Raw genomic sequence first — 16,906 nt, 5'->3', positions numbered from 1 at the left:
ACCGGCCCGCCCGGTGGGCACAGTGGGGGCATGACGACGCTCCCGTACGACCCGCTGGCCCGGTACGCCGCCCGGCTGCACGCCGACCTCGGCGACCGGCACCACGTCGCCTCCCCGCTCGGGGCCTGGCTGCTGCTGGCGCTCGCCGCACCGGCCGCCACCGGCGCACAACAGGCCGAACTGACCGAGGTGCTCGGTGTCGACGGGGCGGTCGCCGCGCGGGCCGCCGCCGCGCTGCTGGACCGGCCGCACCCGCTGGTGCCGTCGGCCACCGCCGTCTGGCACCGGCCCGGCACGGACCCCGGCCCGCTGGCCGGCTGGTGGGACGGGCTGCCCCGCAGCACCGCCACCGGCCCGCTGCCCGACCGGGCCGGCCTGGACGCCTGGGCGCGTGAGCACACCCTCGGGCTGGTCGACAGGTTCCCGCTGACCGTCTCCCCCCGGGTGCTACTGGCGCTGGCCGGCGCGCTGGCCACCCGGATCTCCTGGGCCACCCCGTTCGACCTGGTGCCCGGCACGGCACTCGGCCCCGACGACCCGCGCGGCGCGACCCGACCAGACGGCGCACCCGCGCACGGGCCGGGCGCAGGGCACGGGCCGGACCACGGGCGCGGGACGGCCGGGTCGGGCGGCGGCTGGGCGGGGCGGCTGACCCGGGCGTTGCGCAGCCCGGAGCACGGGCACCGGGCCTGGATCGCGGCGACCGGGCCGGCCGGTGACGTCGCCGTGCACGCCGCCGGTGCGGTGGAACGCGACGGGGCCGGCCTGGTGGTGCTCTCGGTGCTCGCCGACCCGGCGGTCCCGCCCGCCGACGTGCTCGCCGCCGGCTACGCGTTGGCCGGCGCGGCGGTCGACGGCGAGCCGGCCCGCCGGTCGCTGTTCGACCTGCCGCTGGGCACGGGTCCCCTCGGCACCCTGCGTGAGGAGCCGGTGCGCACCGCCGCCCGCGACGGCCGGGAGGAACGGCACCGGGCGGTGCTGCCCTGCTGGTCGGCCCGCGACGAGCACGACCTGACCGCCCCCGGGCTGGGGTTCGCGGCGGTGGGGCGGGCGCTGGGTGGGCTGCTCGGCGTCGACGTGGGCGTCGAGGCCCGGCAGGCGGTGGTGGCCGACTACGGCCGGTACGGCTTCGAGGCCGCCGCCGTGACCGGGGCGTTCGCCCTGACCAGCCTCCCGCCGCAGGGCGTACGCCGCAGCGTCGAGTTGCGGTTCGGGCACCCGTACGCGGTGCTGGCGGTGGCCACCGACCGCCGCGACGGCGAACCGGGGCCGTGGCACGGGCTGCCGGTCTTCTCCGCCTGGGTGGCCGAGCCCCGGGAGCCGGCGGACACCGACCTCGCCGACCCGGTCGAGTCCTGGTGACCGGCACCGGGGCGACCTGACCCGACCGGCACCGCCCGGGAGCCGGCACTGTCGAGGGGCCGACGCCACCGGGATCGCGGCGTGCGGGGACCGGCCGCCGCGACCAGGCCCGACCGCGACGTACGCCCCCGGGGCGGCACCGTCCCCGGGGACCGCCGCGGTCGGGGGTCCCGCTGCCGCGCGGGCACGACGGGTGTCGTCGTGCCCGCGCGGCTGGTCAGCCGGCCACCGACGCCGGTTCCGGGCGGGCCTTCGCCCGTTCGGCGAGCCGCCGCTGCCGCTCCTGCGCCCCGATCAGGTCGTCGGGGAGCGAGTCGGGCACCTCGATGTCGAACCGGCGCAGCGTCCGGATCGCGAACCCGCCGAGCGTGATCAGCACCAGGGCCAACCCGAAGCAGACGTACGCGAAGCCGATGCCCCGGCCGGGACCGGTGCCGATCACCGCGCCCACCGAACCGGCGAGCGCCCCGCCGTCGGCGAGCATCGGCTCGAACAGCGCGGTCGCGCCCGGGGCGAGCAGCGCGAAGCCGATCGGCAGGGTCGACCAGGAGATCGTCTGGTTCAGGCTGAACACCCGGCCGTGGAACCGCTGCGGCACCTTCACCTGGACGATCGTGGCGTAGATCGACTGGGCGGTGGTCATCGCCATGGCCAGCCAGAACGCCCCGAAGGCGATCATGACGACGGAGGCGTCCAGGCCGATCAGCACACAGCCGACGGCGGTGCCCAGGTTGCCGATCAGCACCCCGATCATCCGCCGCTGCCGGGGCCCGCCCCACAGCGACATCAGCACCCCGCCGGTCACCGCACCGATCGCCTCGGCCAGCGCCACCTGCGCCACCTGGGTGGCGGTGCCGAACGACAGCACCAGCGGGGTGGTGAGCACCAGCGCCGGGGCCAGGAAGACGTTACCCAGCGCGAAGTAGCCGAGCATCAGCCGGAAGCCCCGGTGCCGCCACGAGTAGCGCAGGCCGTTGGCGATCGCCACCAGCAGCCGTTCCCGGGGCCGCCAGCCGAGCAGGTCGGGGAAGCGGACCACGGCCAGCGTCAGCACCGCCACCAGGTAGCTCGCCACGTCGATCAGCAGGATGCCCTTGAGGCCGATCGCGGCGAGCAGACCGGCCGCGAAGACCGGCATCAGCAGCATCGCGAACCCGCTGGAGAGCTGGGTGATGCCCATGGCGTGCCCCAGGTAGCGCTTCGGCACCAGCTGCGGCACCGCCGACTGGAAGGCGATCCGCTGGAACGACCCGGCCACCTGGCTCAACGCCACCAGCCCGTAGATGTGCCACAGCGCCAGGTTGTCGGTCCAGAGCAGGGCGGCCAACACGAGCTGGATGGAGCCGGACACGCAACTCGCGATCATCATGATCCGTCGCCGGCTGACCCGGTCGGTGAGCGCGCCGGCCACCGGCAGCATCAGCACCCCGCAGATCAGCGCCAACGCCCACAGCAGGCCCAGGTCGGCCACCGACCCGGTCCGGGTGAACAGCCAGATCGGCAGCGCGAACGCGGTCAACGCCGAGCCGGTGGTGGAGACCAGCTGCCCGGCGGTGACCGCGACGAACCGGGCCATGCTCGGCTTCACCACCGCCGGGGCCGGCCGGTCGGTGTCGCCGACGCGCTGATGGTCGGTGACCACCCAGCCGGCGTCCTCACCCCGGGCCGCCGGGCCCAACGCCGTCACGTCCCCGGCCCGCACGGCCGGGTGCACCTGGGTGACGATCTCGGCCAGCTCGTCGGCCCGGTACTTGAGGAAGAAGTGCCCGGCCTGGTCGAGCACCACCAGGCCCAGGGTGTCGCTGAGGAACTGCCACTCCGCGTACCGCTCGGAGTGGTAGTCGGTCACCGGGTCCTCCGAGCCGACCACCGAGACGATCGGCGCCCGCAGCTTCTCCGCGCCCCGGTCGAGCAGCCCGGTGAAGTACTCCTCCGACGCGCGGGAGTCGGCCCGCATGTTGCTGATGATCCGGTCGGCCTGCTCCGGCTCCAGCTCGTCGGTGTCCACCCCCATGCTCTTGAGCCAGCTCGCGTAGTGCCGGTTGCTGCTCAACTGCTCCAGCCGGTTACGCAACGCCGCGAACGCACCCTTCGGGCGGGCGAACGGGAACATCGCCCCGATGTAGACGACCTCCAGCTCCCGCCCGGCGGCCTCCACCTTGCGGGCCACCTCGGCGATGATCGCGCTGCCCACCCCGCAGTGGCCGTAGAGGGCCAGCGGGCCCTCGATCCGCTCCACGATCTCGGCGGCCACCCGGCTGGTCAGCTCGTCGAACGGCAGGGCGTCCTCGGTCAGCCCGACGTCGTGGCCGGGGATCGCCAGCGACCACAGCGCGTGCCCGGCGGGCAGCGCGTCGGCCAGCGGCTGGTAGACGATGGCGCTGCCGCCGCCGTACGGGACGCAGACGTAGCTGAGCACCCGCCTGCCGGCCGGGATCGGCTTGGTCAGCTCGTAGAGCAGCCGACGCGGGCCGGCCGCCTCGGCGTCACCGGTCATGAACGCGGCCAGCTCGCGGATGGTGCGCTGCTGGAACAGGTCCATCACGCCGACCGCCCGGCCGCCGTGCTCGGCCCGGCGGATCTTCGCCACCACCTGCGTGGCGAGCATCGAGTGCCCGCCCAGATCGAAGAAGTCGTCGTCGATGCCGAGCGTCGGCACGCCCAGCACCTCCGACCAGATCCCGGCGAGCAGCCGCTCGGTGTCGTCGCGCGGCTCCACCAGGGCCACCGACGCCTCGCGGGTGACCACCGGCGCGGGCAGCGCCGTGCGGTCGAGCTTGCCGTTCGGGGTCAGCGGCAACGCGTCCAGGGTGACGAACGCGGCCGGCACCATGTACTCCGGCAGGGTCTCCTTCAGCGCCGTCTTCAGCGCGGCATGCTCGGCCGCACCCACCAGGTAGGCGGTGAGCCGCTTGTCGCCGGGGCTGTCCTCGCGGACGATCACCGCCGCCTCGGCCACCCCGGGCTGCTCGCGCAGGGCGCTCTCGATCTCGCCCAGCTCGATGCGCAGGCCACGCAGCTTGACCTGGTGGTCGATCCGGCCCAGGAACTCGATCACCCCGGCCGGGTCGGCCCCGGTCGTCGGCCCCGCCGGGTCGGGCACCCAGCGGGCCAGGTCACCGGTGCGGTACAGCCGGGCGCCCGGCTCGCCGGAGAACGGGTCCGGCACGAACCGTTCGGCGGTCAGCGCCGGCCGCAGGTGGTAGCCGCGGGCCAGGCCCACCCCGCCGATGTGCAGCTCACCGGCCACCCCGACCGGGCACTCCCGGCCGGCCGGGTCGAGCACGTGCAGCCGCAGGTTGGCGATCGGCCCACCGATCGGCACACCGGTCAACCCGGCCAGCAGCGCCGGGTCGCAGTGCCAGGCGCTGACGTCGATCGCCGCCTCGGTCGGGCCGTACAGGTTGTGCAGGGCGCAGTGCGGCAGCCGGGCGGTGAAGTCGACCGCCGAGGCCAGCGGCAGCTCCTCACCGGAACAGATCACCCGGCGCAGCGCGGTGGCCGCCTCCACCCCCTCCTCGGCCAGGAACACCGTGAGCATCGACGGGACGAAGTGGGCGGTGGTGACCCGCTCGGCCACCAGCACGTCACGCAGGTAGCCGGCGTCCTTGTGCCCGCCGGGCTTGGCCAGCACCAGCCGGGCCCCGGTACGCAGCGGCCAGAAGAACTCCCACACCGACACGTCGAAGCTGGCCGGGGTCTTCTGCAACACCGCGTCGTCGGCGTCGAGCCGGTAGGTCTTCTGCATCCAGTCGAGCCGGTTGACGATGCCCCGGTGGGTGTTCGGCACGCCCTTCGGGCGACCCGTCGACCCCGACGTGTAGATCACGTACGCCAGGTGTTCCGGGCCGGCCAGCGGGGTCGGGTCGGTCGACGGCTGGTCCGCCCAGAGGGTCGGGTCGTCCAGCGCCAGCACCGTCGCGTCGACGGTGGGCAGCACGTCACGCAACTGCTCCTGCACCAGCACCACCGGCGCTGCCGCGTCGGTCAGCATGAACGCCAACCGGTCGGCCGGGTACTCCGGATCCAACGGCAGGTACGCCCCACCGGCCTTGAGCACCCCGAGCAGCCCGGCGACCAGCTCCACGGAGCGCTCCGCGCAGACCCCGACCAGGGTCTCCGGGCCGACGCCGGCCGCCCGCAGCCGATGCGCCACCCGGTTCGCGGCGGCGTTGAGCTGCGCGTACGTCGTCGAGACGCCCTCGATCGTGACGGCCACCGCGTCCGGGGTGGCCGCCGCGGCCGCCTCGATCGGGCCGTGCAGCGTCTCGGCGGTCGGAAAGTCGGCGGTGGTGTCGTTCCAGGACGCCAGCAGCGCCCGCTCGTCGGCGGGGAGCAGATCCACCGCCGAGACCGGCACGTCCGGGGTGGCCGCGACCGCCCGCAGCAGGGTGCACCAGCGGTCGGCCATCCGGGTCACCGTGTCCCGGTCGAACAGGTCGGTGTTGAAGACCAGCTTGCCCCAGAGCCCGTCGACGGTCTCCACGGCGTGCAGCTCGAAGTCGAACCGGGTGGCCCGCAGCTCCATCGGGGTCCAGTCGAACGTCACGTCGGTGGCGTCGGAGACCCCGGTGAACCGGCCCATCTCGTAGTTCTGCAACACGAACATCGCCTGGAACACCGGCGAGCGGCTGACGTCACGGGGCAGGCCCAGCTCGTGGACCACCTTCGCGAACGGCACCTCGGCGTGCTCGAAGCCGTCCAGCACGCTGCGCCTGGTGCGTTCCAGCAGCTCGGTGAAGGTCGGGTCACCGCCCAGCTCGGCCCGCAGCGGCAGCATGTTGATGAACATGCCGACGACGTTCTCCAGCTCCGGGGCCGACCGGCCGGCCACCGACGCGCCGACCGCGAAGTCCTCCTGCCCGGCGTGCCGGGCCAGGAACACCTGGTACGCGGCGAGCAGGGTCATGAACAGGGTGCCACCGGACTCCCGGGTCAGCGCCGTCAGCCGTCCCGTCTGCGCCGGGTCGAGCCGGAACTCGACGAAGTCGCCCCGGTAGGTCTGGGTGGCCGGGCGGGGACGGTCCAGCGGCAGCTCCAGCGGGGTGATCCCGGCCAGCCGGGACTTCCACCAGTCCAGATGCGACCGGGCCGCCGGGCCGCCCAGCTCCTGCGCCTCCCAGACCGCGAAGTCGCCGTACTGCACGGGCAGGGTGGGCAGCTCACCCCCCTGGTAGGCGGTGATCAGATCGCGCAGCAGCACGTCGACCGACCAGCCGTCGCCGACGATGTGGTGCTTGCTGAGGAACAGCACGTGGTCGTCGGCGGCCAGCCGGATCAGCAGGGCCCGCAGCAGCGGCCCGGCCGCCAGGTCGAACGGCGCGAGCGAGGCCGCCGCCACCAGCTCCTGCGCCGCCCGCTCGTCCGGGGCGTCGACCACGGTCAACGGCACCTCGACCGCGTCGGCGACCACCACGGTCGGCTTGCCGTCGGCGTCGGCGGGGAACCGGCTGCGCAGCGACTCGTGCCGGGCGGTCAGCGCGGCCAGGGCGGCGCGCAGCGCCGTGACGTCGAGCGGGCCACGCACCCGCAACGGCACCGCGATGTGGTACGCCGCCTCACCCGGGGCGAGCTGGTCCATGAACCAGACCCGCTCCTGGGCGTACGACAGCGGCACCTCGACACCCTCGGGCCTGGGCGTGATGCGGGCGGCGGGCGTGGCCTGCCGTCGGCGTAACCGTTGGGCGATCAACGCCGCCCGGGCGGCCTCCCGGGAATCCTTCAGGTCCGTCATGTGGGGGTGTCCTTCTCCGCCGCCAGCAACGCGGCGACCTCGGTCTCGGAAAGCTCGTCCAGTTCGGCGGCGATCTGCGCCTCGATCCGGGCGGCCAGGTCGGCCACCACGGGGCTGCCGAACAGCGCCCGCATCGGCAGGTCGACGTCCACCTCGGCCCGGATCCGGGCCATCGCCCGCATGCCGCGCAGCGAGTTGCCGCCGAGGGCGAAGAAGTCGTCGAGCGCGCCGACCTTCTCCACCTGGAGGATGTCGGCGTACACCTCGGCGACCAGGGTCTCGGCGTCGGTGCGCGGGGGGACGTAGCCGTCCCCGGCGACGGACTCCGGCGGGGCGGGCAGCGCGGCCCGGTCCAGCTTGCCGTTCGGGGTCAACGGCAACGCGTCGAGCCTGACGAACGCCGCCGGCACCAGGTGCGCCGGCAGCTCCCGGGCCAGCTCGGCGGCGAGGTGCGTCTCCTCGGCGGTGCCGACGTGATAGCCGACCAGGGTCGGCTCACCCGAGTCGGTGCGGACGGCCACCGCCGCCTGGTGCACCTCCGGGTGCTCCCGCATCGCCGCCTCGATCTCGCCCAGCTCGATGCGCATCCCCCGCACCTTGACCTGGTCGTCGCGGCGGCCCAGGTAGTCCAGGGTGCCGTCGGCCCGCCACCGGGCCAGGTCACCGGTGCGGTACATCCGCTGCCCCGGCGGGCCGTACGGGCAGGGCAGGAACCGCTCGGCGGTCAGGCCGGGCCGGCCCAGGTAGCCCCGGGCGAGCTGGTCACCGGCGATGTACAGCTCACCGACCACCCCCGGTGGGACCGGCTGCCCCGCCGCGTCGAGCAGGTACACCCGGCTGGTGGCGGTGGGCCGGCCGATCGACACCGGGCCGGCGGGCACCGGCTGCCCGGGGGCGATCCGGGCGGCGACGCAGCCGACGGTGGCCTCGGTCGGGCCGTACTCGTTGACCACCGCCACGTCCGGGTGCGCGGCCCGCCAGTCGGCGAGCTGCTCACCGGTGAGCGCCTCGCCGCCGATCACCAGGTCGGTGGTGGGCGACAGGGCCTCCTCCAGCAGCGGCAGGTGACTCGGGGTGACCTTGAGGAAGGTCGGCCGGCCACCCACCCGCGCCGCCGGGGAGTCGATCCCGGCCAGCCGCACGGTGCCCCCGGCGGTGAGCGGACCGAGCAGCCCGGTGACCGTCAGGTCGAACGAGACCGGCGAGTGCAGCAGGGCGGTGCCGGCCAGTCCCGGGTAGGTGTCCCGGGCCCAGGCCAGGTACGCGGCGATCGCCCGGTGCTCCACCACCACACCCTTGGGACGGCCGGTCGAGCCGGAGGTGTAGAGCACGTAGCCGGGGTGCTCCGGGCGCAACGGGGCGACCCGGTCGGCGTCGGTGAGGTCCGCCCCGTCGGCGGCGGCACCACTGTCGGCGTGCGGGCCGGCGACCCCGTCGACCAGCAGCGCGTCGGCCGGCACCAGGGCGGCGGTCTCCGTCACGGCCAGCACCAGCGCCGGCGCGGCGTCGGTGAGCAGGTAGCCGATCCGGCCCGCCGGGTAGCCGGTGTCCACCGGCACGTACGCGCCGCCCGCCTTGAGCACGGCGAGGATCGCCACCAGCAGCTCCGGGCCGCGCGGCAGGGCCAACGCCACCCGGGACTCCGGGCCGACACCCCGGCCCACCAGCACCCGGGCCAGCCGGTTCGCGGCGGTGTTGAGCTGCGCGTAGGTGAGGCTGACATCGTCGCAGACCAGCGCGGTGGCCGCCGGCGTGGCCGCCGCCTGCCGCTGCACCTCGTCGACGACCGTGGCCGACGGTCCGGCCGTGGCCGTCCCGGCCCAGCCGCCGAGCACCAGGTCCCGTTCGGCGTCGGCGAGCAGCGGCAGCGCGGAGACCGGCTGGCGCGGGTCGGCCACCGCCGCGTCGAGCAGCCGGACGTAGCGGGCCACCACCGCCTCGGCGGTGGCCCGGTCGAACAGCGCAGTCCGGTAGACCAGCCGGCTCTCGCCGGTGGTGATGTCGAACGCCAGGTCGTCCTTGGTGGTGCCCAGCTCCACCGGGTCCAGCCCGGAGTCGGGGATGAAGTTCAGCGCGGTCTGGAAGATCGGCTGCACCGACGGGTCCCGCTCCGGGGCGACCGCCTCGACGATCGCCTGGAACGGGGTCTGCCCGTGCTCCAGGGCGTCGACCAGCCCGTCGCGGACCCGGCCGAGCAGGTCGGTGAAGCGCGGGTCGCCGCCGACGTCGCAGCGCAACGCCACCGGGTTGACGAACATGCCGATCAGCGGGGTCAGCTCGGCGGTCTCCCGGCCGGCGGTGGAGACCCCGACCACCACGTCGGTGTCGCCGGAGATCCGCGACAGCAGCGCCGCGAAAGCGGCCAGCAGCACCATGTACGGCGTCGCCGCCGACCCGGCCGCCAGCCGGGTGACCCGGTCCAGCAGGCCGGCGGGCAGGTCGAAGCGCACCTCGTCACCGGCGAAGCCGAGCTGCGCCGGGCGGGGCCGGTCCAGCGGCAGGCCGGTTACCTTCGGGGCACCGGCCAGGTGCCCGGTCCAGAACGCGAGCTGCCGGTCCCGTTCCACGCCGGCGAGCTGGTCGCGCTGCCACACCGCGAAGTCGGCGTACTGGATGGGCAGCTCCGGCACGGCGGCCGGCACACCGGTCGACGCGGTCCGCGCGAACGCGGCGACCTCGGCACCGAACAGCACCGCCGAGTGGCTGTCGAAGACGGCGTGGTGCACCACCAGCAGCAGCGTCCACCCGTCGTCGAAGCGGATCAGCCGGGCCCGCCACAGCGGCGGCGCGTCCAGTGGGATCGGGGTCCGGGCCAGCTCGGCGCGCAGCGCGTTGGACCGCCGCAGCCGCTCCGGCTCGGTCAGCCCGCGCAGGTCGTCGACGGGCAGCCGGGGCGGCTCGTGCTCCCGGACCACCTGCACCAGGGTGCCGTCGTCGACCCGCAGGTGGGTACGCAGCGCCTCGTGCCGGGCGACCACCTGACCGAACACCTCGGTCGCCGCCTCGGCGTCCAGGTCGGCGGGCAGCCGGCACGGCACCGACACGTTGTAGACCGGCGAGGCCGGGTCGAGCTGGTTGGCGATCCAGACCCGTTCCTGGGCGAACGAGGCGGGGAAGGTCCACTCGCGGGTCATGCCGTCTGCTCCCGTACCGAACGCGGGCGCATGTCGGTCCAGACCTCGTCGACGTGGGCCAGGCACTCCTCGCGGCTGCCGGTGAAGCCCGCGTCGAGCCAGCCGGCGGGCAGGTCACGGTCGGCCGCCCAGATCGAGTACTGCTCCTCGTCGTTGCGCACGACCAGGAATCGGGTGTCGGCCATCAGTTCGCTCCAGCGGTGTCGGGGGTGTGCGGTTCGGCCATCGCGACGGCGATCTTGCGGGGGCCGGTGAACGGCTCCCGCCCGTGCGCGGCGGTCATGTTGTCGACCACCAGCACGTCGTCGCGCCGGTAGTCGAAGCGGACGCTGGCCGCCCGGTACGCGGCCCGCAGGTGGTCCAGCACGTCGGCGGGAATCTCGCCGCCGTCGCCGTAGTAGGTGTTCGCCGGCAGCCCCTCGGGGCCGAACATCGCCAGCAGCCCCTCCTGGTAGTCCTTCGGCAGGGTGCTCAGGTGGAAGAAGGTGGCGTGGTTGAACCAGCGCGGGGTGTCCGAGCCGGGCCGGTGGTGCACCACGTCGCGCACCGCCCGGGTCCGCAGCCCGTCCTTGCCCACCCACTCCAGTTCGATCCGGTTCGCCGTGGCGTACGCCTGCACCTGCGCGCGGTCGTCGGTGCCGAAGACGTCCTGCCAGCGGGTGCCGAAGTCGGCGTGGAAGTTGCGCACCAGCAGCCAGCGCCGCCTGACGAACTCCTCGCGGACCGCCGGGTCGATCTCGGCGTACACCCGGCGCACGTCGGCCAGCGGGGTCGCGCCGAGGGTCTGCGGCGCGGTGAGGCAGTAGAAGAACAGCGTCAGCGGCCAGCGCGCCTGGTACGAGTTCTCGTTGTGCAGGAAGATCTCCTCGTCCGGCGGGTAGTCGGTCGAGGTGTAGACCTTCCCCTTGATGGCGTGCCGGGGCGAGGACCGCTCGGTGTAGGTCAGCGGTTCGCCGGAGAACGCCCGTACCACCGCGTCGAAGCCGTCCACCCCGCCCACGTCGAAGCCGCGGAACAGCAGCCCGCCGTGCGCGACGAGGGTGGCGCGCAGCTCGGCCCGGCGGTGGTCGATCAGCTCGGTCAGGGCGGTGCCGTCGTTCTCGACGACGACCGGCAGCGTGGCGATCGTGTCGCTCATTGCGTGGTCTCCTGTTTTCTCGACGTCAGGCGCGGGGTAGCCGCGGAATGGCGGGGATGGTGGCCGGCGCGGCCGGCTCGTCGGCGGCGGCCCGCAGCTGGGTGATGCGCTCGGCCAGACCGGCCACGGTCGGGGTCTCGAAGAGGCTGCGCATCGGCAGCCGGACCCCGGTCGCCTTGCGCATCGCCGCGATCAGCTGCACCGCGACCAGCGAGTTGCCGCCGAGGGCGAAGAAGTCGTCGTCCACCCCCACCTCGGCCGCCCCCAGCCCGTCCCGCCACACCCCGGCGATGGTGACCTCCAGCTCGGTCCGCGGGGCCGCCGAGCCGCCGCCGGTCGCCGTCGCGGCGGCGGTCGACGGCTCCGGGTCCTGCTCCAGGGAGTCGGTGGTGACCCGGGCGGCCCGCCGCCGGATGTCCGCCACCGTCCGGGTGGCGATCACCACCTGCGGGCCCAGGCCGGCGGTGAGGCTGCGCCGGAACGCCTCCGCGCCGTCGACCGGGCGGATGTCCTCGGTGGCCGCCCCGGCTGCCGGGTCGGCCGGTGCCGCGTCGGAGGCACCTGTCAACCCGCCGGTGACCGCGCCCTGGTCGACCCGGCGCAGCACGAAGTCGCCGATCGCGACGATCTCCCGCCCCTGCGGGTCGGTCAGCGACAGGTCGGCGGCGACCACCTCGTCGGTGGCGCTGGCCCGGTGCCGCAGGTGGCTGTGGAACACCGCCGGCAGCGGCCCGCGCACCACGATCCGCCCGTACGACAGCGGCAGGTAGGTGCCGTCGCCCTGGCCCCGGCCGAACGCGGTGGCCACGTCCAGCAGCGCCGGGTGCAGGCCCCACGCGGGCAGGTCGGCCCGGACCGGCTCCGGGGCCTCGATGCGGGCGAGTTCCTCGCCGTCGCCGAGCCGGTGCTCGGCCAGCGACGCCCAGCGCGGGCCGAAGGTCAGCATGCTGGTGCGGCCCCGGCCGAACGAGGCGTCGTCGTCGACCCGCCGGCCGTCGACCACCGGCACCCGGGCCGGCGGGGCGGCCTCCACGGTCCAGCCGGCCGAGCCGCGCACGTGGGTGCGGAGCTGGCCGGCGGCCAGGCTGCGGACGGCGAAGTCGACGCCGTCCTCGGCCGGGGTCAGCTCGACCCGGTACTGGGCGACGGTGCCCTCGGGCACCGCGAACGGCTCCAGGAACACCACGTCGCGCAGCTCCACCACGGCCTGCGGGGCGGGGGCGGGCAGCCCGGCGGCCACCGCAGCCCGCACCGACTCCAGGTGGGCGGTGCCGGGCACCACCGGCACCCCGCCGATGCGGTGCTCGTCGAGCAGCCAGTGGGTGTCGGCGGAGACCAGCCCGTGCAGCACCGTCGACTCCGGTCCGACCACCTTCGTGGTGAGCACCGGGTGCTCCACCGGCGTGGTGACGGTGTCCCGGCCGGCGGCCCGGAACGCGGCTGGCGCGGCGGTCTCCACCGCCATGCCGACCTCCGCCCAGCCACCCCAGTTCTGCGCCAGCACCGGGGCCCGGAAACCCGCGCCGGAGCGGGCGAAGGCGTCGAGGAAGGCGTTCGCCGCGCAGTAGTCGACCTGACCGAAGCCGCCGATCACCGACGTGATCGACGAGCACAGCGCCACGAAGTCCAGCGGCAGGTCACCGAAGACCTCGGCCAGGGCGAGGGTGCCGGTGAGCTTCGGGGCGAGCACCCGTTCGGCCTCGGCCCGCTCCTTCACCTCGGCCATCCCGCCGCCGGGCAGGCCGGCGGCGTGCACGATGCCGTCCAGCCCGCCGAACTCGGCCTCCACGGTGGCCCGGACCCGGCGCAGGTCGGCCGGGTCGGTGACGTCGGCGGCGAGCACCAGCACCGTCGCACCGGCCGCCTCCATCCGGCGGATCGCCGCGATGGCCCGGCCGGCCCGGTCCGCGCCACCGTGCACCGCCAGGTGGTCGTCCCACCGCTCGCGCGGCGGCAGCCCGGAACGGGCCAGCAGCGCCAGCTTCGCTCCGGCCCGCCGGGCGAAGTCCTCGGCGAGGGTGACGCCGATGCCGCCCAGGCCACCGGTCACCAGGTACCGGCCGCCGTCGCGCAGCGCCCCCGACCCGGTCTCGGCGGCGACGGTGACCTGCTCGTAGCCGGTCACCCAGCGGCGGGTGCCGCGCAGCGTCACCTCCGCCCGCTGCGGGTCGACCGGGCGGCGCAGTTCGGCGGCGAGCGCGTCGACCCCGTCGCCGGCCGGGTCGGCGTCGACCAGCCGGACGGCCAGGCCGGGCAGTTCGGCCGGCAGCACCCGGGCCAGGCCGGCGAGGGTGGCGTGCTCGGGGCGGACCAGGTCGGTGCCGGTGACGTCGCCGACGCCCGCGGTGACCAGGTCGAGGGTGAGCGGCCGCTCCCCGGCGGCCGCCCCCGCACCGGCGAGCGCCTGCACCAGGTGCAGGGCGTCGAAGAAGCCGCGCTGCTGGGCGTCCCAGGCGGCGGTCGCGTCGAGGCCGGCCGGCGTGCCGTCCAGGGCGAAGGCGTGCACCAGCCGGGTCGGCACCCCGCCCGCATTCAACGCCGCGACCAGCGCGTCGTGGTCCTCCCGGTGGCCGGGGCGCAGCCGGTACCCGTCGTCGGTCGCCGCGAACGCCGCGCCGGGGCGTACCACGACCGGGTCGTCACCGGCGGCCCGCAGCGCGTCGAGGAGCGCCTCGGCGCGCGGACCGGCGGCGAACACCAGGCAGCGGCCGCCGGGCACGGTCGCCGGGTCGGCGGCGGCCTGCCGCCACACCGGCACCGCGAACCACCGCTCCAGCGGCTGCGGACCGGCGTCGGCCGGGGCGTCGGGCGTCGCCGCCACCGGGTCCGGGTCGACCCAGTAGCGCCGACGCTCGAACGGGTACGTGGGCAGCGGCACCCGCCGGGCGGCCGGGTCGGCGTCGAGCCGCACCCCGGTCCCGGCGCACCACAGGGCGGCGGCGCTGGTGAGCAGGGTGGCCAGGTCGCCGGTGGGCTCGCCCGGGCCGGGCAGGCTGCCCAGCGGGGTCAACGCCCGCTGCGCCGGGGAGCCCTTGGCGACCTGCATCCGGGCCAGGTTGGCCAGTTGCCGGCCCGGACCGCACTCCAGCAGCGCCCAGGTGCCCGCCCCGAGCAGGGTCGCCACGCAGTCACCGAACCGCACCGGCTGGCGCAGGTGCGCCGCCCAGTACGCCGGGTCGGTGGCCTGTTCGGCGGTGATCCAGGTGCCCGTCACGTTGGACAGGAACGGGATGGCCGGCGCGTGCAGCGGCACCGTCGCCATCAGCGCGGTGAACTCGGCCAGGATCGGGTCCATCATCGGCGAGTGGAACGCGTGCGAGGTGCGCAGCGGCTTGCTCTTCTTGCCGCCGAGGCTGTCGGCGAACGCCGCGACGGCCTCGCTCCCGCCGGCCACCACGCAGGTGCCGGGCCCGTTGACGGTGGCGATCGACAAACCCTCGGGCAGCCGGGCGGCGACCTGCGTCTCGTCGAGCGACACGGCCAGCATCGCCCCCGCCGGCAGCGACTGCATCAGCCGGCCCCGGGCGGCGACCACCCGCAGCGCGTCGGGCAGGGTCAGCACCCCGGCGACGGTGGCGGCGACGTACTCGCCGATCGAGTGGCCGATCATCGCCGCCGGGCGTACCCCGGCCCGCTGCCAGTGCAGCGCCAGGGCGTACTCGACGACGAACAGCGCCGGCTGGGTGTAGCGGGTCTCGGTGAGCTTCTCCGCCGCCTGCGGGTCCCGGCCGAGGATCAGGTCCCGCAGGTCCAGGCCCAGCTCGGGCCGGAGCAGCGCGGCGCACTCGTCGACGGTGGCGGCGAAGGCCGGCTCCTCGGCGTAGAGCTGTGCGCCCATCCCGGCGTACTGGGCGCCCTGGCCGGAGAAGAGGAACGCGGTGCGCGGCGCGGCGGCGTCGACCACCCCGGACTGACGGCGGCGCGGGGTGCGCAGCGCGGTCACCGCCTCGGCCAGGTCGGTGGCGACCACGGCCACCCGGTGCGGGTACTCCTGGCGGCCCACCCGCAGCGTGTGCGCCACGTCGGCGAGCAGTTCCGGCCCGCCGTCGGTGGCCGCGGCCAGGTGGTCGGCGAGCCGGGTGACGGCGCTGTCCAGCGCCGACGCGGTCTTCGCCGACACCGTCAGCAGGTGCGCCGGGCGGACCCGCCGGTCCGCGCGGTGCGCGGCCGGCGACTCCTCGAGCACCACGTGGGCGTTGGTGCCGCCGATGCCGAACGAGCTGACCCCGGCCCGGCGCGGCCCGCCGTCGGTGTCCCACTTGGTCAGGGTGTTCGCGACGTAGAACGGGGTGTCGGCGAAGTCGATGCCCGGGTTGGGGGTCTCGTAGTTGATCGTCGGGGGGATCAGCCCGTGCTCCATCGCCAGCACCGTCTTGATCACGCTGACGATGCCGGACGGCTGGCTCAGGTGCCCGATGTTGGACTTCACCGAGCCGATGCCGCACCAGCCCCGCTCGTCGGTGTCCCGGGTGAACACCGCCGACAGGGCGGCCACCTCGATCGGGTCGCCGAGTGCGGTGCCGGTGCCGTGCGCCTCGACGTAGCTGATGGTGCGCGGGTCGATCCCGGCCATCCCGACCGCCTGGGCGATCGCCTCGACCTGCCCGTCGACGCTGGGGGCGGTGAAGCCGACCTTCCCGGCGCCGTCGTTGTTGATCGCGTTGCCCAGCACCACCGCGCGGATCGTGTCGCCGTCGGCGATCGCGTCGGAGAGCCGCTTGAGCAGGGTCACCCCGACGCCGCTGCCCCAGACCGTGCCGTTGGCCCCGGCGTCGAACGGCCGGCACCGGCCGTCGGGCGAGGTGAAGCCGTCCATGCCCAGGTAGCCGACGTGCGGCAGCTCCACGTTGACCCCGCCGGCCAGCGCCATGTCGCACTCGTGGTTGCGCAGCGCCTCGCAGGCCAGGTGGAAGGCGACCAGCGAGGTCGAGCAGGCGGTGTGCACGGTCAGGCTCGGCCCGCGCAGGTCCAGCCGGTACGACACGTTGGTCGCCACGTAGTTGGGCGAGTTGCCGGTGGCCAGGGATACCGCGCCGTGCGGGTTGCCGCCGACGCGCTTGTTGCGCAGCACGTACCGGTGCAGGTAGGTGTTGCCGCCGGTGCCGGCGTACACGCCCACCGCACCGTCGTAGCGGGCCGGGTCGTAACCGGCGTCCTGCAACGCGGTGTAGCAGCTCTCCAGGAACAGCCGGTGCTGCGGGTCGGTCATCTCCGCCTCACGGCTGGTCATCCCGAACAGCCCGGCGTCGAAGGTGTCGTACCCGTCGATCAGCGGCGCCCGGTTCACCCAGCCCGGGTCGTCGACCTCGTCGGCGCTGGCGCCCCGGGCGAGCTGTTCCTCGCGGCTCAGCTCGGTGACCGACTCGACGCCGTCGACCAGGTTGCGCCAGAACTCGTCGACGTCGGCGGCACCGGGCAGCCGGGCGGCGAGCCCGACGATGGCGATGGGTTCGATGCCGTCGTCGGTGGGCGGCACGGTGGCGATCTCGTTCTGCATCGGGGTTGTCCTTTGTCGCAAGGTGCCGCCCGCGGGCGGTG

General features: G+C 75.0%; 6 protein-coding genes. 1 reads left to right on the top strand and 5 read right to left on the bottom strand.

Annotated elements, in window-relative coordinates; translation table 11 throughout:
* Window positions 1–30: 30 nt before the first annotated feature.
* Entirely contained in the window at window positions 31–1,362 is a 1,332-nt protein-coding gene (locus JQN84_RS25505; RefSeq protein ID WP_204961089.1) for a hypothetical protein, read from the top strand.
* A gap of 217 nt (window positions 1,363–1,579) precedes the next feature.
* Here JQN84_RS25505 and JQN84_RS25500 read toward each other — a convergent pair whose 3' ends face one another.
* Genes JQN84_RS25500 through JQN84_RS25480 form a run of 5 tightly spaced genes read right to left on the bottom strand, consistent with a single transcriptional unit; the run spans window position 1,580 to window position 16,865 of the window.
* On the bottom strand, window positions 1,580–7,096 hold the full coding sequence (locus JQN84_RS25500; RefSeq protein WP_204961088.1) for a non-ribosomal peptide synthetase/MFS transporter: 5,517 nt from the start codon (window positions 7,094–7,096) through the stop codon (window positions 1,580–1,582).
* The gene (locus tag JQN84_RS25495; RefSeq protein ID WP_204961087.1) at window positions 7,093–10,230 is read right to left on the bottom strand and encodes a non-ribosomal peptide synthetase; all 3,138 of its coding nucleotides are present in this window, start codon (window positions 10,228–10,230) and stop codon (window positions 7,093–7,095) included. The genes JQN84_RS25500 and JQN84_RS25495 overlap by 4 nt, the downstream gene beginning before the upstream one ends.
* On the bottom strand, window positions 10,227–10,415 hold the full coding sequence (locus tag JQN84_RS25490; RefSeq protein ID WP_204961086.1) for an MbtH family protein: 189 nt from the start codon (window positions 10,413–10,415) through the stop codon (window positions 10,227–10,229). The genes JQN84_RS25495 and JQN84_RS25490 overlap by 4 nt, the downstream gene beginning before the upstream one ends.
* Window positions 10,415–11,368, bottom strand: a complete 954-nt coding sequence (locus tag JQN84_RS25485; protein ID WP_204961085.1) for a TauD/TfdA family dioxygenase — start codon at window positions 11,366–11,368, stop codon at window positions 10,415–10,417. Before JQN84_RS25485 ends, JQN84_RS25490 begins: the two co-directional genes overlap by 1 nt.
* 25 nt (window positions 11,369–11,393) lie before the next feature.
* A complete protein-coding gene (locus JQN84_RS25480; RefSeq protein ID WP_204961084.1) occupies window positions 11,394–16,865 on the bottom strand; it encodes a type I polyketide synthase in 5,472 nt (1,823 codons plus the stop codon).
* Between the last annotated feature and the right edge of the window lie 41 nt (window positions 16,866–16,906).

The sequence above is a fragment of the Micromonospora humidisoli genome, assembly GCF_016900955.1.
Lineage (GTDB): Bacteria > Actinomycetota > Actinomycetes > Mycobacteriales > Micromonosporaceae > Micromonospora > Micromonospora wenchangensis.
Note: the sequence above shows the minus strand (reverse complement) of the source record. Positions and strands in the feature narration are given on the sequence as shown.